General features: G+C 69.0%; 23 protein-coding genes. 12 read left to right on the forward strand and 11 right to left on the reverse strand.

Annotated elements, in window-relative coordinates:
- Positions 1-108: 108 nt before the first annotated feature.
- The 5 genes from ACFXN1_RS43335 to ACFXN1_RS43355 all read left to right on the forward strand — a co-directional run bounded on the left by ACFXN1_RS43335 (position 109) and on the right by ACFXN1_RS43355 (position 4,632).
- Positions 109-1,236: a hypothetical protein gene (locus tag ACFXN1_RS43335; RefSeq protein ID WP_379443228.1), complete on the forward strand. Its 1,128-nt coding sequence runs from the start codon at positions 109-111 to the stop codon at positions 1,234-1,236.
- A gap of 148 nt (positions 1,237-1,384) precedes the next feature.
- The gene (locus tag ACFXN1_RS43340; RefSeq protein ID WP_379443230.1) at positions 1,385-2,212 is read left to right on the forward strand and encodes an SDR family NAD(P)-dependent oxidoreductase; all 828 of its coding nucleotides are present in this window, start codon (positions 1,385-1,387) and stop codon (positions 2,210-2,212) included.
- Between the two features lie 8 nt (positions 2,213-2,220).
- Positions 2,221-2,766 (forward strand): orotate phosphoribosyltransferase, encoded by a 546-nt coding sequence (gene pyrE, locus ACFXN1_RS43345; RefSeq protein ID WP_354843337.1) that lies wholly within the window; start codon positions 2,221-2,223, stop codon positions 2,764-2,766.
- A 121-nt stretch (positions 2,767-2,887) separates the two neighbouring features.
- On the forward strand, positions 2,888-3,946 hold the full coding sequence (locus ACFXN1_RS43350; RefSeq protein WP_379443231.1) for a beta-ketoacyl-ACP synthase 3: 1,059 nt from the start codon (positions 2,888-2,890) through the stop codon (positions 3,944-3,946).
- Entirely contained in the window at positions 3,946-4,632 is a 687-nt protein-coding gene (locus ACFXN1_RS43355; RefSeq protein ID WP_379443233.1) for a lysoplasmalogenase, read from the forward strand. The genes ACFXN1_RS43350 and ACFXN1_RS43355 overlap by 1 nt, the downstream gene beginning before the upstream one ends.
- Before the next feature lie 126 nt (positions 4,633-4,758).
- Here ACFXN1_RS43355 and ACFXN1_RS43360 read toward each other — a convergent pair whose 3' ends face one another.
- The 7 genes from ACFXN1_RS43360 to ACFXN1_RS43390 form a co-directional block, all read right to left on the reverse strand.
- Positions 4,759-4,929 (reverse strand): hypothetical protein, encoded by a 171-nt coding sequence (locus ACFXN1_RS43360; protein WP_379443234.1) that lies wholly within the window; start codon positions 4,927-4,929, stop codon positions 4,759-4,761.
- Between the two features lie 165 nt (positions 4,930-5,094).
- Complete coding sequence (locus tag ACFXN1_RS43365; protein ID WP_379443235.1) at positions 5,095-6,207, reverse strand: phosphotransferase enzyme family protein; 1,113 nt, start codon at positions 6,205-6,207, stop codon at positions 5,095-5,097.
- The gene (locus tag ACFXN1_RS43370; RefSeq protein ID WP_379443237.1) at positions 6,204-7,529 is read right to left on the reverse strand and encodes a purine-cytosine permease family protein; all 1,326 of its coding nucleotides are present in this window, start codon (positions 7,527-7,529) and stop codon (positions 6,204-6,206) included. The genes ACFXN1_RS43365 and ACFXN1_RS43370 overlap by 4 nt, the downstream gene beginning before the upstream one ends.
- A gap of 54 nt (positions 7,530-7,583) precedes the next feature.
- Entirely contained in the window at positions 7,584-8,030 is a 447-nt protein-coding gene (locus ACFXN1_RS43375) for a hypothetical protein (protein WP_354843354.1), read from the reverse strand.
- 92 nt (positions 8,031-8,122) lie between these two features.
- Positions 8,123-8,734, reverse strand: a complete 612-nt coding sequence (locus tag ACFXN1_RS43380; protein ID WP_379443238.1) for a Uma2 family endonuclease — start codon at positions 8,732-8,734, stop codon at positions 8,123-8,125.
- Positions 8,735-8,774: 40 nt separating this feature from the next.
- Complete coding sequence (locus tag ACFXN1_RS43385) at positions 8,775-9,416, reverse strand: LuxR C-terminal-related transcriptional regulator (protein ID WP_379401330.1); 642 nt, start codon at positions 9,414-9,416, stop codon at positions 8,775-8,777.
- Positions 9,417-9,469: 53 nt separating this feature from the next.
- Positions 9,470-10,861, reverse strand: coding sequence for a sensor histidine kinase (locus tag ACFXN1_RS43390; RefSeq protein ID WP_379443239.1), 1,392 nt, complete (start codon positions 10,859-10,861; stop codon positions 9,470-9,472).
- Positions 10,862-10,952: 91 nt separating this feature from the next.
- Between ACFXN1_RS43390 and ACFXN1_RS43395 the strand changes: the two genes are divergently transcribed.
- The 3 genes from ACFXN1_RS43395 to ACFXN1_RS43405 all read left to right on the forward strand — a co-directional run bounded on the left by ACFXN1_RS43395 (position 10,953) and on the right by ACFXN1_RS43405 (position 13,268).
- Positions 10,953-11,360: a DUF4190 domain-containing protein gene (locus tag ACFXN1_RS43395; protein ID WP_379443241.1), complete on the forward strand. Its 408-nt coding sequence runs from the start codon at positions 10,953-10,955 to the stop codon at positions 11,358-11,360.
- Between the two features lie 18 nt (positions 11,361-11,378).
- A complete protein-coding gene (locus tag ACFXN1_RS43400; RefSeq protein WP_379443242.1) occupies positions 11,379-12,062 on the forward strand; it encodes a TrmH family RNA methyltransferase in 684 nt (227 codons plus the stop codon).
- Positions 12,063-12,125: 63 nt separating this feature from the next.
- On the forward strand, positions 12,126-13,268 hold the full coding sequence (locus ACFXN1_RS43405; RefSeq protein WP_379443243.1) for a glycoside hydrolase family 76 protein: 1,143 nt from the start codon (positions 12,126-12,128) through the stop codon (positions 13,266-13,268).
- A 4-nt stretch (positions 13,269-13,272) separates the two neighbouring features.
- On the opposite strand, the gene ACFXN1_RS43410 is transcribed toward ACFXN1_RS43405, so the two are convergent.
- Together ACFXN1_RS43410 and ACFXN1_RS43415 are read right to left on the reverse strand one after the other, a co-directional pair.
- The gene (locus ACFXN1_RS43410) at positions 13,273-13,917 is read right to left on the reverse strand and encodes a DedA family protein (RefSeq protein WP_379401246.1); all 645 of its coding nucleotides are present in this window, start codon (positions 13,915-13,917) and stop codon (positions 13,273-13,275) included.
- Between the two features lie 98 nt (positions 13,918-14,015).
- Positions 14,016-14,669, reverse strand: coding sequence for a DedA family protein (locus ACFXN1_RS43415; protein WP_379401331.1), 654 nt, complete (start codon positions 14,667-14,669; stop codon positions 14,016-14,018).
- Positions 14,670-14,896: 227 nt separating this feature from the next.
- Here ACFXN1_RS43415 and fbaA point away from each other — a divergent pair, with 227 nt between their 5' ends.
- The 3 genes from fbaA to ACFXN1_RS43430 all read left to right on the forward strand — a co-directional run bounded on the left by fbaA (position 14,897) and on the right by ACFXN1_RS43430 (position 18,785).
- Positions 14,897-15,934, forward strand: coding sequence for a class II fructose-bisphosphate aldolase (fbaA, locus tag ACFXN1_RS43420; protein WP_354843373.1), 1,038 nt, complete (start codon positions 14,897-14,899; stop codon positions 15,932-15,934).
- A 90-nt stretch (positions 15,935-16,024) separates the two neighbouring features.
- Positions 16,025-17,143, forward strand: a complete 1,119-nt coding sequence (locus ACFXN1_RS43425; RefSeq protein WP_379401247.1) for a BTAD domain-containing putative transcriptional regulator — start codon at positions 16,025-16,027, stop codon at positions 17,141-17,143.
- Between the two features lie 175 nt (positions 17,144-17,318).
- Entirely contained in the window at positions 17,319-18,785 is a 1,467-nt protein-coding gene (locus tag ACFXN1_RS43430) for a DUF4185 domain-containing protein (protein WP_379443245.1), read from the forward strand.
- Between the two features lie 205 nt (positions 18,786-18,990).
- On the opposite strand, the gene ACFXN1_RS43435 is transcribed toward ACFXN1_RS43430, so the two are convergent.
- Entirely contained in the window at positions 18,991-20,067 is a 1,077-nt protein-coding gene (locus ACFXN1_RS43435) for a fused (3R)-hydroxyacyl-ACP dehydratase subunits HadA/HadB (protein WP_379443246.1), read from the reverse strand.
- A gap of 239 nt (positions 20,068-20,306) precedes the next feature.
- The gene (locus ACFXN1_RS43440; protein ID WP_379443247.1) at positions 20,307-22,670 is read right to left on the reverse strand and encodes a hypothetical protein; all 2,364 of its coding nucleotides are present in this window, start codon (positions 22,668-22,670) and stop codon (positions 20,307-20,309) included.
- Between the two features lie 83 nt (positions 22,671-22,753).
- Here ACFXN1_RS43440 and ACFXN1_RS43445 point away from each other — a divergent pair, with 83 nt between their 5' ends.
- A complete protein-coding gene (locus ACFXN1_RS43445) occupies positions 22,754-23,197 on the forward strand; it encodes a DUF3151 domain-containing protein (protein WP_379401251.1) in 444 nt (147 codons plus the stop codon).
- Position 23,198 lies beyond the last annotated feature (1 nt).

Here is a 23,198-nt window from a genome sequence, read left to right on the forward strand (position 1 = left end):
GGGGAGCGAAGCGGAGGAGCGGAGGAGGGAAGAATCGAGACCTCCAGCGCCGCGAACCCGCCCCGGAGCGAAGCGGAGGGGCAATTAAACACAGTAGGGTAGGCGGCGATGACGGCGATATGGTTCGGGCTGGCGGCGATCGCGCTCGTGGGTGCGATCGTGCTGCTCTATTTCGATCGGCTGCAGCGGCAGCGTACCGGGCACGTGCGACAGGTCTGGGCGAAATCCCAGGGCTACACCTATGTTTCGGTGGAGCCCGCGCTCGCCTCCACCTGGCGGCGCGGCGCCCTGGCCAAGCTCGGCTACCTGTCCGCGGTGGACGTGGTGTCGGGCAACCGCAAGGGTGAGAAGTTCGTGCTCTTCGATCTGGAGGACGCCGCCACCCTGGTCGCGGTGCGCCGGCAGATCGGCTCGGACATCGACATCGACCTGCGGCTGAAAACCGCGGCGCCGCCGAAGGATCACGATCTAGAGCTGCTCGGCGCCATCGGCGACCGGGTGGTCTTCGCCACCAACCCGGACGTGGCCCGGCACGCGGTGGATCAGCGCATGGTGGCGTTCATCGAGTCGCTGCCCGACACCGTGCAGCAGCTGTGGTCCGAGGGCAACTGGACCCTGGGCATGCTGCCGGTCGGGGCCGTGGCCAAGGACTGGGAAATGGCCATCGACGCGGTGCTGCGGCTGTCGGGCCTGCTGCACGTGCTGCCGCCGGTCATCAATGCCGAGCGCGGCCGCGACGAACTCCCCGAACCTGGTCGCTCGCACCCGGTTCCCGAGGACGACGACTACGACGGCCACGACGAATTCGGCGACTTCGGCGACGACGACCGCGATCGCCCACGCGGCCAGGACCGCCCGGCCCGCCCGCGCGCCGAGGAAGCCGACGACTACGAGTCCCCGCTGGTCAGCGATATCGCCGGCGCGAGCGAACCGGACGACGAGCCCGAGAACTGGCGTCCCGCACTGAAAGTCGTGCCGGACCCGCGCAACCGCCCGCGCCGCAACTGGCCGCCCGCCCCCGAGGGGGAGGAGCCGGACCGGTACGACGAGGACGATCGGCGCCGCCCCGGGGACGAAGACCGTTGGGCGGAACCGGAATCCGAGGATTGGCACGACGAATCCGAGTCCGACCGCGAGCCCGAGGAGGGCTGGCGCAAGGACCAGGGCCGCAGCGCCCCGCCCGGCGGTCCGTTCCATCCGGGGTTCCGCCCCTACCAGGGACCCGCGCCGAGGTGACCCACCCCGGCCGTGTCCGCGCGCGGCACGCCGCAGCCACGTGGTGTCTGCGCGAATTCGCCGCGGGTGGGTCGGTCAGGGATCAGAATGGGGGCGCAGTTCCGGTCATTGCCGACCGCTCCCCAGTCGTGCGAGTGATGGGCCGCCGATGACCGAGAGTTCCGCTGATCGTCCGGCGGGCGCCCCGCGCCTGCCGGGTGCCCACCGCCCGGTGGCCTTGATCACGGGACCGACCTCCGGCATCGGCAAGGCGTACGCCACCCGGCTCGCCGCGCTCGGCTACGACCTGGTGCTGGTGGCGCGGGATGAGGATCGGCTGGCCGCGCTGGCACACGATGTGCGGGTGCGTTTCGGTGCGCGAGCCGAGACGCTGCCCGCGGACCTGGGCCGCTCCGCCGACCTCGGCCGGGTGGCCGAGCGCCTGGCACAGGGCGTCGAATTCCTGGTCAACAATGCGGGATTCGGCATGTCGGGCGAGTTCTGGACGCTGGAGCCGGACGCCCTGCAGCAGCAACTGGATGTGAACGTCACCGCCGTTGTACAGCTGACCCGGGCGGCCCTGCCGCCCATGCTGCACGCGGCCAAGGGCACCGTGGTCAATGTGGCCAGCACCGCGGGCCTGATACCCGGACGGGGTTCGACCTATTCGGCCTCCAAGGCGTACGTCGTATCCTTTTCACAGGGGCTGGCCGGCGGGCTGGCCGGAACCGGAGTCCGGGTGCAGGCCTTGTGCCCGGGATTCGTCCGCACCGAATTCCATGAGCGGGCCGGAATCGACATGGCCTCGCTACCGCGACCGTTGTGGTTGAGCGTGGACGAGGTGGTGGCGGGTTCGCTGCATGATCTGGAGAGAGACCGGGTGATCAGCGTGCCCGGAATGCAGTACAAAGCGATCGTCGCGATCGCCGGGTTCATCCCACGATCCCTGGTGACCCGCCTGAACCGGGGCCTGTTCAACGCACGCGGAAGGACATAGAGAAAGCAATGCAGGTAACGACCACAGACCGGGACAGACTCGCGGCTCTGGTGCGCGACCTCGCCGTGGTGCACGGCCGGGTGACCCTGTCCTCGGGCAAGGAAGCCGACTACTACGTGGACCTGCGCCGCGCCACCCTGCACCACGAGGCGGCCCCGCTCATCGGCAAGCTACTGCGCGAACTCGTGGCGGACTGGGACTTCGACGCGGTGGGCGGGCTCACCATGGGCGCGGACCCGGTGGCGGCCGCGGTCATGCACGCGCCCGGCCGGGCCATCGACGCCTTCGTGGTCCGCAAGGCCGCCAAGACGCACGGCATGCAGCGTCAGATCGAGGGCCCGGACATCGTGGGCAAGCGGGTGCTGGTGGTCGAGGACACCACCACGACCGGAAACTCCCCGCTCACCGCGGTGCGCGCGCTGCGTGAGGCGGGCGCCATCGTGGTCGGTGTGGCCACCGTGGTGGACCGTGAGACCGGCGCCGACGACATCATCGCGGCCGAGGGTCTGGAGTACCGGTCGATCCTGGGTCTGAAGGACCTCGCGCTGGGGTGAGGACTTAAGTCCTTACCGAAGGGTTAACAAGACTTTGCTCTGGGCTGAACCCTTGCTCTGGGTTAGCCTGTGCTGGTCTTACGTCCGACAAAGGTGTTGTGAAGGGTCGTGTGAGTCACCAGTGGTGAGCATTGCAATCAACAAGGGTCATCAAAATGTTGCGATGCTCGGCATCGGCGCCTACCGGCCCCAGCGCCTGGTCAGCAACGCCGAAGTGTGCGAGGTCCTGGACTCCACCCCGGAGTGGATCTTCGAGCGCACCGGCATCCACAACCGGCGCTGGATCTCCGGTGACGAGACGCTGCGCACCATGGCGGTGGCGGCGGGCAACCGGGCGCTGAACAACACCGGCATCGACCGGTCCAAGATCGGCGCGCTGCTCTTCTGCACCTCCAGCTGGCTCAAGCTGACCCCGCACGGTGCGCCGAGCGTCGCCGCCGACCTCGGCATGAACGGCATCCCGGCCTTCGACCTGACCTCCGGCTGCGGCGGGTTCGGTTACGGCCTGGGTGTCGCCACCGACATGATCCGCTCCGGCTCGGCCGAATACATCCTGGTGATCGGCGCGGAAACCATGACCGTGGGCCTGGACCCGAAGGATCGCGGCACCGCCATGATCTTCGGCGACGGCGCGGGCGCGGTCGTGGTCGGGCCCAGCGAGGAGAACGGCATCTCGCCGACCGTGTGGGGCTCCGACGGCGAGAACGCCGAGGCCATCGCGCAGGACGTCGACTTCCTGGAGTTCATGAACAAGGCGCAGCGCCTGCAGGGCACCGACCCGGCCGTCGAGCCGGTGGGCCGCATGTCGCTGCACATGGAGGGCCCCAAGGTCTTCCGCTGGGCCGCGGTCACCCTGCCGCGCGCGCTGTCGAGTGCCATCGAGCAGTCCGGCGTGCCCAAGGAGGACATCGAGGTGTTCATCCCGCACCAGGCCAATGCCCGCATCAACGAGCTCATGAAGAAGAACCTCGGGCTCGCCGACGACATCCCGATGGCCAATGACATCGAGAACACCGGCAACACCTCCGCGGCCTCGATTCCGCTGGCCATGGAGGAGATGCTGGTGACCGGCAAGGCCAAGGGCGGTCAGCTGGCGCTGCTGCTCGGCTTCGGTGCGGGCCTGTCCTACGCCGGTCAGGTCGCGGTGCTGCCGCCCGCGCCGGCCGAACCCAGCTTCTGATGGCCCGCCCGTTCCGCGCCGCGTTCGTCGGCGCGGCGGTGGTGACGGTGTTCGGCGCCGTCACCGGCCGCGAGAAATTGCAGTGGGCCGCAAAGCCTTTGCTGATGCCGCTGCTGGCGGCCGATGTGGCGATGAACGGCGCGGCTCTGCATCGCACCGATCGCACGGTGCTGCTCGGGTCACTGGCCGCGGCCACGGTCGGCGACGTGTTGCTCATCGACCCCGATGACGATCGCCGATTGATAGCCGGCGCTTCGTCTTTCGCGGTCATGCAGACCGGGTACTCGTGGTTGTGGTTCCGGCGCGGCGGCCGGCCGCGCGCGCAGATCGCGGCTCCGCGCCTGGCGGCCTGGCTGGGCGCGGCGGCGCTGATGCGGTTCAAGGCCCCGGCGATCGCGGTGCCGCTCACCGTCTACGGCGCGACCCTCGGCACGGCGGCCACGCTGGCGTCCGATCCGGAACTGGCCCAGGACGCGAAGAATATCGCGGGCGTGAATATTCCGAATGCAGACCCGCGCAGCCGATTGGGCGTGGGTGCGCTGTTGTTCACGCTGTCCGACGGATTGATCGTGCTGCGGCGTATTTTCGCGCGCGATGAGAAGTCGCGCCGGATCAGTGAGGGCGTCATTCTCGGCACGTATGCCGCCGCGCAATACCTGCTCGCAGATCCCCGCGCGCATCGGTAGCCATATCGGTAATCGAATAGGTCACCGTATCTGTCATCGGTAACCGCTGCCGGTCATCGAATTCGATTGGACAAGAACCCCATCCCGAGTTTCGGGATGGGGTTCCGGTTTTTTATCCCCGAGGGATCAGGGCAGGACCTGCGGAATGGCATCCGGGTCGACCGCGCCGACGAGCAGGCCGATCAGGGCGCCCTGGAGCGCCGGGCCGAGGGCGCACAGCGGGATGAGCGGAATGCCGACCACGGTGACGGCGCAGATGACGGCGCCGACCACGGCCCCGACACCCGTGCCCACCACGCATGATTTTTCCTGTCCTCCCGACCCCCGCAGCACGCTGAACTCAGATGGCGTGCAGAACGATTCGCGTTGCCGATGGCAACGGAACAAGTTTTATCCGATCGCGGTCGCGGAATCAAGTCCCGCTGCCGCCATTCGAGATCCGTAGAATTGTGCTCGCCACCACTATTCGGTGACGCGCGCCATTCCGGGGATTGCGGATAGCAGTTCGCGGCCCGCGCCGGATTCCGTCCACCATGCGGTATGGCCGAGAAAGTACTCGTCGTAGGCGATTTCGGCGTTCTTCGCATTGCCGCCGGGGACGACGCCGAGGAAGTAGTCGATCTCGGACAGCTCGTACTCGCAATGCACGAGGGGGAGCAGCGCCGGGAGGGCGCGCCGCTCGGCGGCGGTCAGCGGCCGGACCGATTCGTAGCCCTGGAGCAGCACGCGTACCTGGTCGAATCGCACCTTCGCCGGTCCGCCGTCGCGGATCGAAATCCAGTCCACGGCACTGCGTTCGATGGCGATGGCGAGATCGTGGACGGCGGTGGTGCGGTCGCACAGGCCGAAGTCGATGACGGAGGTGACGTCGCGGTCGCGCCAGAGCAGGTTCGTGCCGTGCCAATCATTGTGTGTCCACAGCGGTTCCAGGTCCGCGAGCAGAGGCCGGAGCCGCTCGTAGGCCGGGAGGTGGACGCGTTCCAGGTCCGCCCGCCAGTCGCGTTCGGCGAGGAATGCGCCGAGAGCCGGGCGTTCCGCAGCCCGATTCGCCACGGCCGCAAGGGGATCGGCGGAGGCGAAGAGGGTGAAGCTTGCCAGTAGCGGCCGGGACGGGCGGCGTGGCGCCTCGTATCCCGCGGCGGCCAGGTGCAGGCGGGCCAGCAGGCGCCCGGCCGCGGCCGCCCCGTCGAGAGAGCGGTACGGCGTCCAGGAGAAGACGCCCTCGTACTCGTCTCGTCCGCCACCCGATTCCTGGACCTCGTAGGCGAAATCGCCCAGGTCGACCGTGTGCCGTACGCGCGGCACCGGAATTCCTTGCGAGCGCAGGTGATCCATGAAGCGGTGCTCCTCGCCGAGCGCGGCGGCGTCGCGCAGCGCCCGGGGGAGGCGTTTGACGATGAGGTCGTGCCCGTCCGTGGGGCGTACCCGGGCGGTCGCCGACAGCGGTCTCGGGCTGCGCCACACGATCGCCGCGTCCGTGCCCAGCACCGCGTCCACCTCGGCGGAAGTCAGTGCGGGCCAATCGGGTTCGACCAGCGGGTCGAAGCCCATGCCGTAGACGCGGCCGTCGGTCATCCCCGCCGGACCCGCACCAGGAGCGCGGTCACCGCCGCGGCCGCCAGGAACGAGTAGAGCGAGGCCGAGGACCACCAGCCGGGATGCACGCCGAGCGCGTCCTGTGCCCGGGTCCAGAATGTCGCCCACCAGCTGATGGAGCCGGGATTGAACAGCTGGTACACCACGAAGCCGATGGCCCACGGCAGCAGCATGAGCGGCCGGGCGGGCGCGTTCTGCGCCAGATTCCAGTCGCGGCGGCCCTGACCGAGGAAGTAGTCGACGATGAGCACCGCGCACAGCGGCACGAAGACCGAGCCGATCAGATAGAGGAAATTCGCGTAGCTGCTGAAGTCGCGCACCGGTAGCGCCAGCAGTGTCACCGCCACACCGACCAGTCCGGCCAGCAGTCGCCGATCCACCCGCGGCAGCAGGTTCTGGATGGACATGGCCGTCGAATACACATTGGCGAAGGACTGGTCCGACTCGCGCAGCACCAGTACCGCGAAGAAGACCCAGCCCGCGGTGACGCCCAGGAAGGAGTCGAAAACGTGGTCGGCATTGCCGCCCGCCTGCAGGATGGCGATGATGCCCAGCAGGTAGCACCACACCTGGGCGATCGAGTAGCCGGCCACGGTGGCCCCGGCGGCGGTCTTCGCCGAGCGGGAGTGCCGGGTGTAGTCGGCGGCCAGCGGCACGAACGAGATGGATACGGCCAGGGTGGTGTCGACGGCGGGCCAGAACCCGCTCCAGCTGGTGTCGTGCTGCACCGGAATCGGTTGCCGCAGTAGCTGAATCGTGAAGTAGAGCATGGCGACGGCCACCGCCACCGAGACGTATTTGCGGAGCGCCCGCACCGCGGACAGCGGCCAGATGGCCATGGTGGTGGACAGCGTGCCCGCCGCGACGATCACCACCCAGTGCGGTACCCGGTCGTGGGTGAGCGCCGAGACGCCGAGCGCGATCACGGTCAGCTCGTACACACCCCAGCCGATGCACTGCACGATATTGGCGACCGTCGGCAGGTACGAGAGCCGCGTCCCGAACAGGCCGCGCAGCACCGCCATGGCCGGCGCGCCGGTGCGGGCCCCGACGGCGCCCGGTCCGGCCACCATGGCCGCGCCGACCACGGTGCCCAGGACGGTCGCCAGCAGCGCCCCGGCCAGCGGGAGCGGCGGGTTCCCGGTCGGGAAGAGCACGTACGCGGCGCCGCTGAAGCCGATGAGACTGACGCCGAGATTGAGCCAGAACGCCGCCTGATCCGTGAACCCCAGCGTGCGCGGCGGCTGGGTGTCGAGCACCAGCGGCGCTTCCCTGCGGTCGGGTTTCTCGGCGATCGTCATGCCCAGGAGCCTACGGCCCGAATCGTGCGAATCCGGCACTGAGCTGGATATATATCAGAGGCAGAGGATGATCCGGTCCCGGTTCTGCGGATCGACACGGATCGAAATCGTGCCGCCCACAGCGATTCTCGGTTTCACCACCGGTTCGACATCGAAGACGATGCTGCCGTAGTAGGTCTCCGAGCCCGGCACCACGAGTTCGAGATCGAGTTCGGTGATCTCGGTGCAGTGGTCGGTGCGCTGCAAGGGATGGACCGCTTCGATGTTCGCCCAGCCCTCGAGCCCGTGCCGGCGTAGTCTGCGGTCGGAGCGGCTGGGGCGCTGGGCGAACAGCATGCCGAGGCCCAGGAACGTTCCGAAGAGACCGACCAGTGTGACGATCTGGACCGGCACGGTACCCGGCGGGGTGAGCGGGACCAGCCACCCCAGCCACAACCCGAGTGCGACGAGATATGCCGCCGTCACTCCGAGCACCGTACGGGCTATACGCGCGTGGTCCATGACACCCTCCAACCACGGCCTTTCAGAATTCCAGGATAGTCCCGAAGTTTGTTCCGCGTGGCCCGATCAGGCGAGGTCAGAGGGCTGGTGGGTCAAACGGACACGCCGGATGTGCGGAGCGTGGTGAGCGCGTCCAGATCGAGCGGCAGGTCGAGGCCGCCGAGTGCCAGGGTCACCTGTCCCGAGTACTCACCGGTCGGTAGGTATCGACCGTCCTGCAGTCGATGGGTCAGCAGCCGCAGCGACTCCTCGGTCTCCAGCAGCCAGTAGTGCCCGATCCCCGCCGCCGCGTACTCGGCGAACTTCATGACCCGATCCACCCGGCGCGAACCCGGCGACACGATCTCGATCGCCGCCAGCACATCCCCCGGCCGCACCCGGGTGGCGTGCTCGGCCCCGGCCGCACCGCCCACGATCAGCACGTCCGGCACCCGCACGGTCGGCGGCGTGCCGTCGTCGATGATCAATTCGATCCGCGCCATGGCGGCCACCCGCCGCGGCAGCGCCCGCTCCAGCTGGGCGGCCAAACGCCACACCGCGAGCTGATGCCGCGGCGGCTGCGGCGCCACCACCAGCACGCCGTCCACCAGTTCGCGGCAGTGCCGATTGTTTTCCGGCAGCAGCGACCACTCCGCGATGGTCAGGAGGTGATTCGGCCAGTATTCAACCGATTTCAGCAATTCCGCGGAACTCGATCGAGTCATGGGCCCAGTCTTCCACGCCCGGCAACCGTGCAGCGATGTTTCAACCCCGCAACCGCAGAACGGCGAGTACCCGCCGATGATGCAGATCCGAGGGCGGCAATTCCAGCTTGGAGAAGATGTTGCCGATGTGTTTCTCCACCCCGCGCTCGGTCACCGAGAGGGCCCGGGCGATGGCCGCGTTCGACAGTCCCTGGGCCATGGATTCCAGCACTTCACGCTCGCGCGGGGTGAGCCGGGCCAGCGAATCCTGTTGCCGGGCAGCGCCCATGAGCTGGCCGACCACCTCCGGGTCCAGCGCGGTGCCGCCGGTGGCGACGCGGCGCAGGGCCTCGGTGAAATCGCCGACGTCGGCCACCCGGTCCTTGAGCAGGTAGCCGACGCCGCCCGCTCCGGCGGCCAGTAACTCGGTGGCATAACGGGTTTCGATCCACTGCGAGAACACCAGCACCCCGGTGCCGGGATGGCTGCGGCGCAGCGCGAGCGCGGCCAGCAGGCCCTCGTCGGTGAAGCTGGGCGGCATGCGGACGTCCACCACGGCGACATCCGGCAGCTGGTCGGCAACCGCGGCGTGCAGACCGGTCGCGTCGCTCACCGCGGCCACCACCTCGAACCCCCGTTCCGCCAGCAACGCGGTGAGGCCGTCGCGCAGGATGGCATTGTCCTCCGCGATGACCACCCGCAGCGGCTGGTTCGCGGTGTTCGCGTCCTCGTTGTCCGGAGTGTTCACAGCCTCGATCATTGCGGCCCGGCCAGCGGCAGCACCAGCGTGACCACGGTCGGGCCGCCGATGGGGCTGTCCACCGTGAGCGTGCCGTCCACCGCGCGCGCCCGCTGCGCCAGTCCCGAAAGCCCGCCCACCACAACGCCTTCGCCGGGTCCGCCCATCGGTTGCAGCGCGCCGCCCTGGCCGTTGTCGCGCACGCTCACCGCCAGCGCATCCGTCCCCGCCGGCCGCACCGCCACCCAGATCCGGTTCGCGGCAGCGTGTTTCACCACATTGGTGAGCAGTTCCGCGACCGAGAAATAGGCGATGGCCTCGATGGCCGAGCTGGGCCGCAGCGGCAGCAGCACCCGCAGCTCCACCGGCAGCGCGCAGCGGGCGGCCAGGGTCTCCAGCGCCGGTTCCAGCCCGAGTTCGAGGGCGGGTGGATGGATGCCGCGCACCAGTTCCCGCAGTTCGGTCAGTGCCTCCTTGGATCCGGTGCGGGCCTGGGCGATCAGCTCGGCGGCATCGCCGCCCGCCGCGATCCGCTCCTCGGCGCGGCCCAGCATCATGGCGATGCTGACCAGCCGGGCCTGGGTGCCGTCGTGCAGGTCGCGTTCCAGCCGGCGCAGGGTGGCGGTGGAGTCGTCGACCGCCGCGCGGCGGCTCTCGCGCAGGCCGGCCAGCTCGAGATCGCGGGCGGTCGGGGTCAGCAGCCAGAACGCGAGGGCGCGGTGCAGGAGGCAGACGCCGCGGATCAGCCACGGCAGCAGGAAGCAGCCGAGCACGCCGAGCGCCGCGAAACCCAGGACGCGCGGCCAGGTGTCGAGGTAGTAGTCGCCGAACTGGATCATCGACCGGTGCGACACGCCGCGTTCGTCCACATTGACCGGATCCATGAGTGCCCACGGAATCGGCGACAGCGCAACGAAACCCGTCACCGCCACCGCCGTCAGCACACCGTAGCCGATCACCACACCCAGCAGGCCGTCGAGGATCAGGAACAGCAGGGCGCGGTACGAGGTCCGATCGGTGAAGGCACTGCGCAGCCAGCCGATCGGCCCGGGCCGAAAGGTGAACGGGGGCGGCTCGGGCAGGGCCGCGTCGAGCAGTACCGCGCCCAGCACCCGATGAATGCGGCCCCATACCCGCCCGCCGAGGATCATGGCCGCCAGCACCGGGATGCCGACCACGAACACCGAGAGGTACAGGCTGCCGCCGATACCCAGGAACAGATAGACCGCGGCGGCACAGCCCAGCCCGAAAACGATGATCAGGTAGGCGAATTCCTTCCAGGTGCGCGCCCGGAACGGCGTGACCAGGAAGGTCCGCAGCACGGACGCGGGGGCGGGGCGGTGGCCCGGATCCGATTGCGGCGCAGGCGGATCGAGCACGATGCTGGGTAGGGCGGCCGTATCGCTCATGGATTCATGGTCGCGGGCGGCGCGGTGCGGTGGCGAGGGAGCAGCCCAGAAAATATTCGGTGTAGCCAGCACGACCACCTAGCATTCAGCCATGACCTACGACGCGCCCCCGCCGGGCTGGGATCCGCAGTCCCAGGGCTACCAGCAGCAGCCGGGCTACAACCAGCAGCCCGGCTACCCCCAGGGCTACCCGCCGCAGGCGCCCGGCTACTACCCGCCCGGCTACTACGGCGCGCCCGCGCCGGATCATCCGCAGGCGGTGGTCGTGTTGATCCTCGGCATCATGAGTCTGGTGTTCTGCCAGCTGCTCGGGCCGATCGCCTGGATCATGGGCGGCAAGGCCCGCCGGGAGATCAGCGAGTCGAACGGCATGATCGGCGGCAGCGGCATGGTGACGGCCGGCTGGATCTGCGGCATCGTCGCCACCGCGCTGATGGTCCTGGTCATCCTGTTCATCGTGCTCGCCATCATCGTGGGCGCGGTCGGCTCCTCGCACTAGGCAACTACCATCGCCGGGGTGAGTTCCGCCCCGACCGCCCACGAACCGCCGACCCCCGGACCGACCGAATGGGGTGAGCATCCGCACGGCGTCGGACCGTGGCGCGAGGAGTTCGGCGCCGAGCCGCCGGACGATCCGCGCCTGGACCCGGACCTGCTCGAGCACGGCGACCGGCGCAATGTGGTGGATGCCTACCGGTATTGGCGGCGCGAGGCCATCGTCGCCGACATCGACAGCCGCCGGCACCCGTTCCATGTGGCCATCGAGAACTTCGGGCACGACGCCAATATCGGCACGGTGGTGCGCACGGCCAATGCCTTCGCGGCGGCGGCCGTGCACATTGTCGGACGCAAGCGGTGGAATCGCCGCGGGGCCATGGTCACCGACCGCTACCAGCACATTCACCATCACGCCGACATCGATGAGCTGCTGCGTTTCGCGGCCGGCGAGGGACTGACGGTGGTGGCGGTGGACAACGTCCCCGGTGCGGTGCCGCTGGAGACCGCGGCGTTGCCGCGCGAGTGCCTGCTGCTCTTCGGCCAGGAGGGCCCGGGCGTGACCGAGGCCGCGAAAGCGGGCGCGCTGCTGACCGTTTCGATCGCGCAGTTCGGCTCGACCCGCAGTATCAATGCCGGTGTCGCCGCGGGCATCGCCATGCACGCCTGGATCCGCCAGCACGCCGACCTCACCACCGCCTGGTGAGCTGGACGACTCTCGGTAACAAATCAGCCACGAGCGCAGTGCCCGACTGGCACGATAAGTCCTATGACTTCGCGGACCGGACGCAATATCGAGCCGACCGCCGCCCTCTGGTCGGAGCGAGCCGACCTGGCGGAGTCCGCGATCCTCTCGCGTCACCTACGCAAGTTGTGGGGCTGTCCCGGCACCCAGCTCGGCGTGGTGGGCTGGCCCGCCACCAAGGGTGAGCGGGTTTTCGCCTTCTGGCACTACTGGTGGCAGGCCCACCTGATCGACTGCGCGGTCGACGCCGCCAATCGCGCGCCGACCCCCGCCCGGCAGCGCCGCCTCTGGTCCATCGCCCACGCCTCGCGCCTGCGCAATATCACCGGCTGGACCAACAACTACTACGACGACATGGCCTGGCTGACAATCGCTTTGGAGCGGGCCGAACGCACCCAGGGTGTCGCCGAGGTGCGGGGCGCGCTGCTCACTCTGGAGAAGACGCTGGCCAACGGGTTCGATCCGGAGTTCGGCGCGGTCCCCTGGCGTAAGGGCTCCGACTTCTACAACGCCCCGGCCAACGGCCCGGCAGGCATCGCGATGGCGCGCCTGGGCCGCTACCACCTGGCGCAGGAACTGGCCGACTTCCTCGACGCCAACCTGCGCGACAAGGAGACCGGCCTCATCTTCGACGGCATCCACCTACCCTCCGGCGAGGTCGAGAAGCCGGTCTACAGCTACTGCCAGGGCGTGACGCTCGGCCTGGAAACCGAACTCGCCGTGCACACCGGCGAACCGCGGCACGCCGAGCGCGCGGTCCGGCTGGTGGACGCGGTCGAGGAGCATCTGACCGCGGACGGCGTGGTGGTCGGCGACGGCGGCGGGGACGGCGGCCTGTTCAACGGCATTCTCATCCGCTACCTGGCGCTGACCGCCCTCATGCTGCCCGGCGACGGCCCCGCCCAGGTGGCCGCGCGCCGCAAGGCCGCCGCGATGGTGCGCGCGTCCGCGACCGCGGCCTGGGAGCACCGCCTGGATGTGGAGGGTGAGCCGCTGTTCGGCGCGGATTGGCGGCAGCCCGCGCGACTTCCGGGCATCGCGGGCGCGGGCGGCTTCGAGGGCGGTTCGGTGACCGCCTCGCGCAGCCCGGAACGCGATCTGTCGGTGCAGCTTTCGGGCTGGAAGCTGATGGAGGCCGCGCACACGGTGACGGCCGCCGGGCTGTAATCGTTCAGGCGCGCGGCAGCCGGGGCAGCGGCACCGTCGCGGCCTCTGCCACGTCGAGGTCGAAATCTTCGGCGGGACGTGCCATTTCGACGCGGTACTGCCGCACGCCCAGGACCGTGCCGAGCACCAACCCGACCACCAGGGTTCCGATGACCGCGGGCATGAGCCAGGACATGTTCTCCAGGAAGCTGCCCGCGTAGTAGCTGGCCAGCAGGATCACCGGCGCCCAGATGACCGCGCCGACGGACGAGGCGATGGTGTATTTGCGGTGGTCCATCCCGGCCGCGCCCGCGACCAGCGGGCACAGCGTGCGCACCCACGGAATCCAGCGGGCCACCAGCACCGCCAGGAACCCGTGCTTGTGCAGCATGTCCGAAACCCGCGCGAGATTGCGGGTATTGATGTACTTCCCGTTCTTGCGCGCCACCAGATGGTGTCCGGCGCGCTGGCCGAAGGCGTACCCCACCTGGTTGCCGGCGATGGCCGCGATCATGGTGCCGATCGACAGCGCCCAGACCTGCCCCTCGCCGACCTGCGAGGCCAGCACCACACCGGCGGTGATGAGCATGGAGTCACCGGGCAGGAACAGCCCGATGATGAGTGCGCACTCGAGGAAGACGAAGGTGAGAACCACGGTCCAGACGAGCACTGGTCCGGCTGTCTCGAGCGGGCCGAATCCGCCGGAGGCGGAAAGAACGGCAGGGCCGCCCGATGCGAGGGTTAGCGGGGTGATCGACACCGAAGGGCTCAGTGGGTCGGCTCGTTCGTCGAGGTGGCGTACTCGGCCTGTTCCGGGGCCTGGCCGCGGTGCAGCAGGTTCTTCGCGACCGTGATGATGCCCGGCAGGATGGACACGAACACGATCAGCAGGAAGATCGCCTCGACGTTCTTACGAATGAATTCGACATTGCCCAGGAAGTAACCGAGCACGGTGACGCCGCCGCCCCACAGCACCGCGCCGATGATGTCGACGGTGGCGAACTTGCGGTAGTCCATTTTCGAGACACCGGCCAGCACCGGCATGAAGGTGCGCACGATGGGCACGAAGCGGGCCAGCACGATGGTCTTGGGGCCGTGCTTCTCGAAGAAGGCGTGGGTCTCGGTGATGTAGCGCTGCTTGAAGAAGCGGGTGTCTTCCTTCTTGAACAGCGCCGGGCCGATGGTGCGCCCGATCCAGTAGCCGCTCTGGTCGCCGAGCCAGGCCACGAACGCGGTGGCCGGCACCAGCCACCAGATGTTCATGCCGGCCGGCGGGTGTGCCTGGGCCGCCAGCAGACCGCCGGTGAACAGCAGCGAGTCGCCGGGCAGGATGGGGAACAGCAGACCGGTCTCGATGAAGACGATGGCCAGGATCGCCGGGAGCACCGCGTGCTGCAGCCAAGTCTCCGTCAGGAGGTGCATTGGATCCAAGATCGCGGGGAGCGCGGCATTGGTCGTCACGGCATCGGATACGGCCAGCAAGGTCACGGCCACCACAGTACCGGTAGCCCGGACATCACACCGAACGTCGAAGCAACCTCACAAACTTGTGGGGTATGTGAGGCCATTGCCCCGGAGAAAAGGGGCTGTCCTATCGTGTCAACTGACAGAATTTTGTAGTACGCACCACACACAACACGGAGGTCACTGTGCCCATCGCGACTCCGGAGATCTACGCCGAGATGATTGCTCGGGCCAAGCAGAACTCCTTCGCGTTCCCCGCCATCAACTGCACCTCGTCGGAGACCATCAACGCGGCCATCAAGGGCTTCGCGGACGCCGGAAGTGACGGCATCATCCAGTTCTCCACCGGCGGTGCGGAATTCGGTTCCGGTCTGGGCGTGAAGGACATGGTGACCGGTGCGGTCGCGCTGGCCGAGTTCGCGAACGTGGTCGCCGCGAAGTACGACGTGACCATCGCGCTGCACACCGACCACTGCCCGAAGGACAAGCTGGACACCTTCGTGCGCCCGCTGCTGGCCATCTCGGCCGAGCGCGTGAAGAACGGCCTGAACCCGCTGTTCCAGTCGCACATGTGGGACGGTTCCGCGATCCCGATCGACGAGAACCTGGAGATCGCCAAGGAACTGCTGAAGCAGGCACACGCGGCGAACATCATCCTCGAGGTCGAGATCGGCGTCGTCGGCGGTGAAGAGGACGGCGTCGAGGCCGAGATCAACGAGAAGCTCTACACCTCGCCCGAGGACTTCGAGAAGACCATCGACGCGCTGGGCTCCGGGGAGAACGGCCAGTACCTGCTGGCCGCCACCTTCGGCAATGTGCACGGCGTGTACAAGCCGGGCAATGTGGTGCTCAAGCCCGAGGTGCTGGCCGAGGGCCAGCGGGTGGCAGCCGCCAAGCTGGGCCTGGGCGCGGACGCGCAGCCGTTCGACTTCGTCTTCCACGGCGGTTCGGGCTCGCTGAAGTCGGAGATCGAGGACTCGCTGCGCTTCGGCGTGGTGAAGATGAACGTCGACACCGACACCCAGTACGCCTTCACCCGTCCGGTCGCCGGCCACATGTTCGGCAACTACGACGGCGTCCTGAAGATCGACGGCGAGGTCGGCAACAAGAAGGTCTACGACCCGCGCAGCTACCTCAAGAAGGCCGAGACCTCGATGGCGGCGCGCGTCGTCGAGGCCTGCAACGACCTGAACTCTGCGGGACGTTCGATCAGCGCCAAGTAAGCTCAAAGGTCGGGATTCCGCTGCAACGAGCGGAATCCCGGGCAATTTTCGAGCGGCGGGCGCGCCGCGGTCTCTATCGAGGCAGGTGGCATGACTGTCGATGTGCGGGTCCTGGGCCCCGTGCAGCTGTTGGTCGCCGGTCGGTCCGTGCCGGTCGGCGGCCCCAAGCCGCGTGCGCTGCTGGCGGCTCTGACCGTGAACCGGCGGCGCGCGGTGTCCTCGCAGGCGCTGGCCGACATTGTCTGGAACGACGATCCGCCGGACTCCTATCAGGCGAGTCTGCAGGTGTTCGTCTCGAATATTCGCAAGACCCTGCGCACCGCCGGGGTCGACCCGGTGGCGCTGCTGCGCACCGAATCCTCCGGCTACCGGCTGGAGATCGAGGACGACGAGTGCGATCTCGGGCGCTTCGAGACGCTGCGCCGCGAGGGTTCGGAGGCCGCCTCGATCGGCGACCCCACCGCCGCGTCCCGGCTCTTCGGCGAGGCGCTGGCGGAATGGAGCGGCCGCGCCCTGGACGATCTGTCCGGCCTCGGCTTCGCGGAGAGCTTCGCCACCGCCATGGACGAGGAGCGGCTGCTGGTCGCCTCCGCCCGCATCGACTCCGAAATCGCTTTGGGCCGAGCCTCTTCCGTGGTCGGCGAGCTGGTGTCGATGACCAGTGCGCATCCGCTGCGGGAGCCGCTGTGGGCGCAGCTCATCACCGCGCTCTATCTGTCCGGCCGTCAGGCCGACGCGCTCGACGCCTGCCGCCGGGTGCGCACCGTGCTGGCCGACGAGCTCGGCATCGATCCCGGTCCCGCGCTCATCGCGCTGGAGCAGAAGGTGCTGCGTCAGGAACCGTTGAGCACCGGGCAGATTCACGAGGTCGAGCGCATGGCCAAGGCCATGACCGAGACCGTCACCGAGATGCCGCGCGCCGTGCGCGCCGGGCAGTTGCGGCTGTCCGACGGCCGGGTGGTGCCGATCGGCCCGAACGGCGTGAAGATCGGCCGCATGACGGACAACGATCTGGTGCTCGACGATCCCAAGGCCAGCCGGTACCACGCGCAGATCACCCCGAGCCGGGCCGGGCTGCTCATCAAGGACCTGCACTCCGCCAACGGCATCTACATCAACGAGGAGTCCATCGAATCGGCCGCCGTGCTGGCCGACGGGGACGCCATCCGGATCGGCACCACCGTGCTCACCTTCCAGGCCTTGCGCTGAGTCGCCGCTGTATTACGCTGCTGCACTGTCGGTTTCGGTTCGCAGTGCGGCGGCGGTAGGCCCACGGGTCTCGATTCGGTCGAGATCGGTCGAGTACCGGCGGTTCGCCCGGTTCCGGGGGTAGGGTCTCTGCCCGGACATATCCGGAGAGCCCGTTTATCGGAAGGTTGAGTGCATGGCCAAGCGGCTGGTGGCAGCTGCGGGGGCGGTGATCGTCGGGGCGGGCGTACTCGCCGGAATGGGCGGGCCGGTCGCGGCGGCGGATCCGGATCCGGGTGCGGCACCGGCCGTTCCGGGTATCGGGCCCTGCAGCACCGACGCCAAGCCCGGACACGAGTCGCTGGTCCCGAAGACCGTCGAGGTGCCCGTGCCCTATCCGGTGGTCACGGTCGACACCGGGCCGCTGCCGGAGCACACCAAGCGCGTGGCGACGGAGTTACCGCCGGATCCGTGCGTGAACCCGTGCCCGGATCTCACCGACACTCCCGCTCCGCCACCGGGACTCGCCGAACAGCTCGGCCTCCCCAAGCTGATCGTGCGGCCGCAACCGTTCAATTTCGCGTTGCCCAACCCGAATCCGCCGGCGCTGCCGCCCGGTCCCGATCCAACGCACCCGCCGGTCGAGGCCGCCGCCCAGGTGCCTGCCCGGCCGACGCCGCAGGTCTCCGACGTGCGCGAGGTGGCCAAGCTGACCGGCGCCGACTCGGTGAACCGCACCGACAAGCGCTGGCAGGTCCAGGGCACCGACCTGGGCATCATGTGGCAGAGCGCGCCGGACGAGATCGCCATCGCCTTCGGCGACACCGTCGGCCGCGACTTCCACCCGCCGGGCGGCATGGGTGAGGACTGGCGCTCGAACCTGCTGGCCTTCAGCAAGAACCGGGACCTCGAGAACGGTGTCGTGTTCGACCGCATGGTCACCGACGACCGCTGTCACGCCACCGAACTGCTGAGCAGCCGCAAGCTGGACAATATCGAGATCACCACCATTCCGACCTCGGGCTTCGCCATCGGGGACCGGCAGTACCTGAGCTACATGTCGATCCGCACCTGGAACAGCGTGCCCGGCACCTGGTACACCAACTACGGCGGCATCGCCTACTCCGACGACCACGGCGAGCACTGGACCAAGGATCCGTACGCCAAGTGGGAGAACATCTTCGGCCTCTCCAACTTCCAGGTGACGGCCATGGTGCCGCAGGGGGACTGGGTCTACATGTTCGGTATCCCCAACTCGCGGCTCGGCGGGGTCGGGCTGGCCCGGGTGCCGAAGGACCAGGTGCTCAACCCGACGGCCTACCAGTACTGGAACAGCGGCTCCTGGATACCCGAGACGAACGGATCGGTCACGGTCACACCGATTGTCGACGCGCCCGCCGGTGAGCTGTCGGTGCGCTACGACGAGAGCCGCAATGTGTGGCAGATGAGCTACCTGGACACCGCCAAGGCGGCACTCGTTGTGCGGGAATCGGATACGCCGCAGGGCACGTGGTCCGACAGCGCGATCACGGTGAGCGCACTGCAATTCCCGGAGCTCTACGGCGGCTTCATCCATCCGTGGTCCACCGGCAACGACATGTACTTCACCATGTCGACCTGGAGCGACTACAACGTCTACCTGATGCACGCCACAGTGAACTAGCACTTGAAGCGAGTGGGCCGCGTGGCAGGTGCGGCGCATCCGCTTCTTGTTGTTCGGTTGCCAGCCGCAGCAACTGATTTCGTAACGGTGGGGGTAACTCCTGGGGTACGCCCGAAATAGATTCGGCACACGCCCGCCGGCACGCGTGCGCGGCGGGCGACGGCTCTTTGCCGGGCGCTGAAGTTCCGGGGAGGCGGGGGAGCTCTCAGCTGTGCGCTGAAGTCTCGGGGAGGCGGGACAGCCGGATCTCGGCGATCGCGCGGCCGAACAGCTTCTTTCCCTCCGAGGTCGCGCCCAGAACGACGGTGGCCGCGCCCCGGGCGACGTCCACCGACTTCACCTTGCCGGTGAACTCGACGATGGTCGGGGCGGTCGGCTCGACCGGTACGAAGCCGGAGAAGCGGACGCTGAACTTGCCCAGCGCCGACGGATCGCCCAGCCAGTCCACCAGGTAGCCGGCGGTCAGGCCCATGGTGAGCATGCCGTGCGCCACCACGGTGGGCAGGCCGACCAGGGTGGCGGCGGTGTCGCTGAAGTGGATGGGGTTCGGGTCGCCGGAGACGCCCGCGTAGTTGACCAGGTCGCCGCGGGTGACCGGCACCTTGGCGGCGGGCAGCTCGGTGCCGGCGGTCAGGGTGGCGGTGGTGGGGATGGTGTGGACCGGCTGCGGCGGGGCGGGGGCGGCCAGCTCGGCGACCTCGTCGGGGGCCAGCAGAATCAGACCGGTCGGGTCGCCGTCGAATTCGCCGGGCTCGACCACATGGCCGTGCATGACCACGCCCGAGACCGTCTCGACCGTGGCCGGATCGATCTCGACGCCCTTGCGGGCCACGATGGTGGTAGTGGCGACCAGCACCGGCAGCGCGTCGGCATCGGTGAGGGTGACCTTGACGGTGATGAAGTCGTTGTCGCCGAAGCTGCGGATGTTCTCGACGACGACGTCCACTCCGAGGCGGTCCTCGGCCAGGATCGGGCGGTAGTACTCGAAGATCTGATCGGTCTGCAGGATCTGCGAGACGTCGTACTCGGTGAGCACCGATCCGATGAGCGAGCGGGTGGTGGCCGCGCCGATCACCGACGCGAAGGTCGGGGAGGCGAGCAGGCCGCCGTAGCCGAGCGCCGCGGCCGCGGCCTCGGTGTGGTGACCGGGGTGATCGTTGCGCACCGAACGCGCGAACTCGCGGATCTTCTCGCGGCCGACGTCGTAGTGATCACGGACACGGAAGTGCCGTCCGACCAGCTCGGCCGCGGTGGCTTGAGTAGCCTCTGCCGTTTCCGGCATGGTGTTCAGCTCCCTGCAAATCGAAACCCGGTGGGCCCGCACCACTTCTGCAAGGACACTGCCCTCATGGAACAGACAATGTCCTTGACGGTGTACAACCGCTGAAGTGCCGGAATGCCGAAATGGCTGGCCCAGACAATCCGGGACACTCTACCGACGTGCCGGACTGTTGACCAGGTCTTTGTGATGTTCATCGCGACCGGGGCCGCAAATGCGTCAGTAAATTTTCCGGGAGCCGATCAGTGCCCGTTCTGCGGGTCGCACACCTTCCACGAACCACCCTCGTCGCGCAGATCGAAGGTGCGTGCGGACGTCTTCGACGGGTCCGCCGCGGTGTACACGGTCGCCTGCGCCAGCGCGGCGTCGCCGGTGATCTGAATGGCGTCGACGCTCTTCACCTGGGGAATGCTCTTCTGGTCCTGCGACGTCTTGTACACGCTCGCGAACTGGTCGGCCGAGATCTTCTGGTAGAAGTCGTGCTGCGCACCGCAGGTCACGGCCCGCAACGCGTCCAGATTCCCGGACTTCAGCGCGTCGGTGTACGTGGTGATCGTCTTCTGGACCAAGGCTTCCGGCGAGTTGTTGTTCTTGTGCTTCACCACACCGAACACCACACCGGCAATGGCGATCACCGCGATCACGGCCGCCGCCACGATGATCCACAGCTTCTTCGACGCACCGCCCGCGGCCGGCGCGGTCCCGGCGGCTGCCTCGGCGGCGGCCGGAACCCGCTGCGGCTGCGCCAGAATGCGCGGTCCATCCCCCTGAACATCCTGCGGCCCAGCCTGTCCCGGGCCACCCGGCACCGGACCCTGCTGCACACCCTGCGGTGCGTTCGGTCCCTGCAGTGCGTTCGGTCCCTGCAGTGCATGGGGTCCCTGCGGTGCATTGGGACCCGGAGCGCCCGGTCCCTGCGGGCCGCGCGGACCCTGCGGCGGCGCACCCGCCCCGACCCGCTGCGGCGGGGCGATGCGCGGACCGCCGATGGGCTGTCCCGGCGTGGTCGGCTGCATATCCGCCGGTGACGGCGCGGTCGCGGGCCGGCGCGGCCCCATCGGCGGTCGCGGCGGCGACGGCCGGGTCTCCTCGACCGGGGCGTCCGGCGCCGGCGCGTTCCCCTTCGGCCCCACATTCCGCGGCCCCGCGTTCACCCGCGGCGTCTGCGGCAGCTTGCTGACCGCCCGCCCCTGCGGCCCCGACACCCGGATCTTCTCGGTCGCCTGGTCCCCGGACACGATGGGCAACGCCGTCGTAGCGTCATCCGCTGGACTCGGAACCTTCTTGATCACAACGGTTTTCGCGTCCCCGCCGGTGGCGTCGCCGGAATCGCCGTCCCGCTTCGCCCCGGAATCGCCTGCCCCGCCGGCCTTCTCGGCCGCCGCGTCACCGTCCTTCGCCTTACCGGCATCCTTCGACTCACCGCCGTCCGCGGCGGCCTTGCGATCCTCCGGCTGCGAATCCGCCTGCGGCATCCCCTCGGTGGGAACATCCTGCGGCGCGGGCTTCCCCTGCGCCGCATCGCTCGCGGCTCCACCCGGCTTCCCGGCAGCCGCAGGCGCGGAACCGGCCTTCGCGGCGCCGCCGTTCGCCGCCTTCCCGGGTTGCTGAATCCGAATCAACTGGGTGGTCGCATCCGCCGCGGCGGCCTCGCCCGCGGCAGGCTTCTCCCCGCTCGGCCGCTGAATCGGAATGAACTGCGTAGGAGCATCGTCCGTCGCCGCCTGCCGGCCCGGGCCGGACTGCTCCGCGCCAGGCGGCTTTCCACCGGCGTTCTGTTGCGCGGGTGCGCTCGAACCCTTCGGGTCGGCCGGGGCGGGCTGCCCCTGCTTCGCTCCGGAGGTCGAGGACGCGTCCGGGCGCTGCGCATCGCCTGCGGCCTGTGGTTTTGCGCCGGGTCCGGATTGTTCAGCGCCAGTGGACTTCTCAGCGGCTGCGTTCGATGGCGTCGCCGCGTTCGTGTCCGGGCGGGTTGTCTGTCCCGCTGCGGGTTCGGCGGCCTTCGGGGTGCCCGGTCGCGGTGCGGCGCCCGCGGCGGGAGCCTGTCGGGCGGGGGCGGATTGCCGGGCCGCAGCGGGTTGGGTGCCGGGCGGGTTCTGCTTGCCGGCCGCGCCGGGGGCCGCGGGCCGGGCGCTCGAGGTGTTCTGGGGTACGAATTCGCCCGAGCCCTGGCGCGCGGCGGCCGGGGGTTGGCCGCCCGGGGTGCTCTGCGGGGCGGGGGGCTGGATGCGTCCGGCGGACTTGGGGGTTTCGTAGTGGATGGTGGCGAAACCGGCCGAGCCGGACTTGGCGGGCGGCGGGTTGGCCGGTTTGCCTTGGCCGGGGGCCCGCTTCGAGCCGGCCGGTGCGGGTTCGGCTGCGCCGGTGCGGATCTCCTCGGTGCGGGAGTCGGCGGTGGGAATCACTTCCGTGGCCGCGGTCGGGGGAGCGTCGTCGGCGCCGGCATCGCTCGGTGCGCCGGGGCCCTTCGCGGGGTTGCTCGGGGCGGGGCCGCTGGGCCGGGACGCGGACTGGTCGGTCGGAGTCTTGGGGGCGGCGGTGTCCTCGGCGCCGGATGCCGAGTTGGCAGGACCCTGCGGCTGCTGGTCGTCTTTCGGGTCGGACACGCGCTACACCCCTTGCTTCGGCGGAACTGTGATTCGACGGTCAGCCTACTGAGCATTCCGGACGGCGGTGCAGAATGATCGGCATGACCTCCTTCGGCGATCTACTCGGACCGCAGCCGGTCCTCCTCCCGGAAAACATCGACGCGGAGGACGCGCTGCTCCAGAAACAGGACCCGGTGCAGGTTGCCGCGGCGCATCCGACCGCCTCCATCGCCTGGGCCTACCTGGCCGAGGCCGCGCTGGAGCGGGGCGCAGCCGCGGAAGGCGAGATCAACCACGACATCATCTCCGCCTACGCCTTCGCGCGCACCGGCTACCACCGCGGCCTGGACCTGTTGCGCCGCAACGGCTGGAAGGGCTTCGGCCCGGTGCCGTGGAGCCACGAGCCCAATCGGGGCTTCCTGCGCAGCGTCGGCGCGCTGGCGAAGGCCGCTCGCGCCATCGGCGAGACCGACGAGTACGCGCGCTGCCTGGACTTGCTCGAGGACTGCGACCCCCGCGCGGCCGCCGAGCTCGGCCTCGACTGAA

Origin of the sequence: Nocardia sp. NPDC059154, from assembly GCF_042755705.1 — a bacterium.
In the GTDB taxonomy this organism is placed as follows: domain Bacteria; phylum Actinomycetota; class Actinomycetes; order Mycobacteriales; family Mycobacteriaceae; genus Nocardia.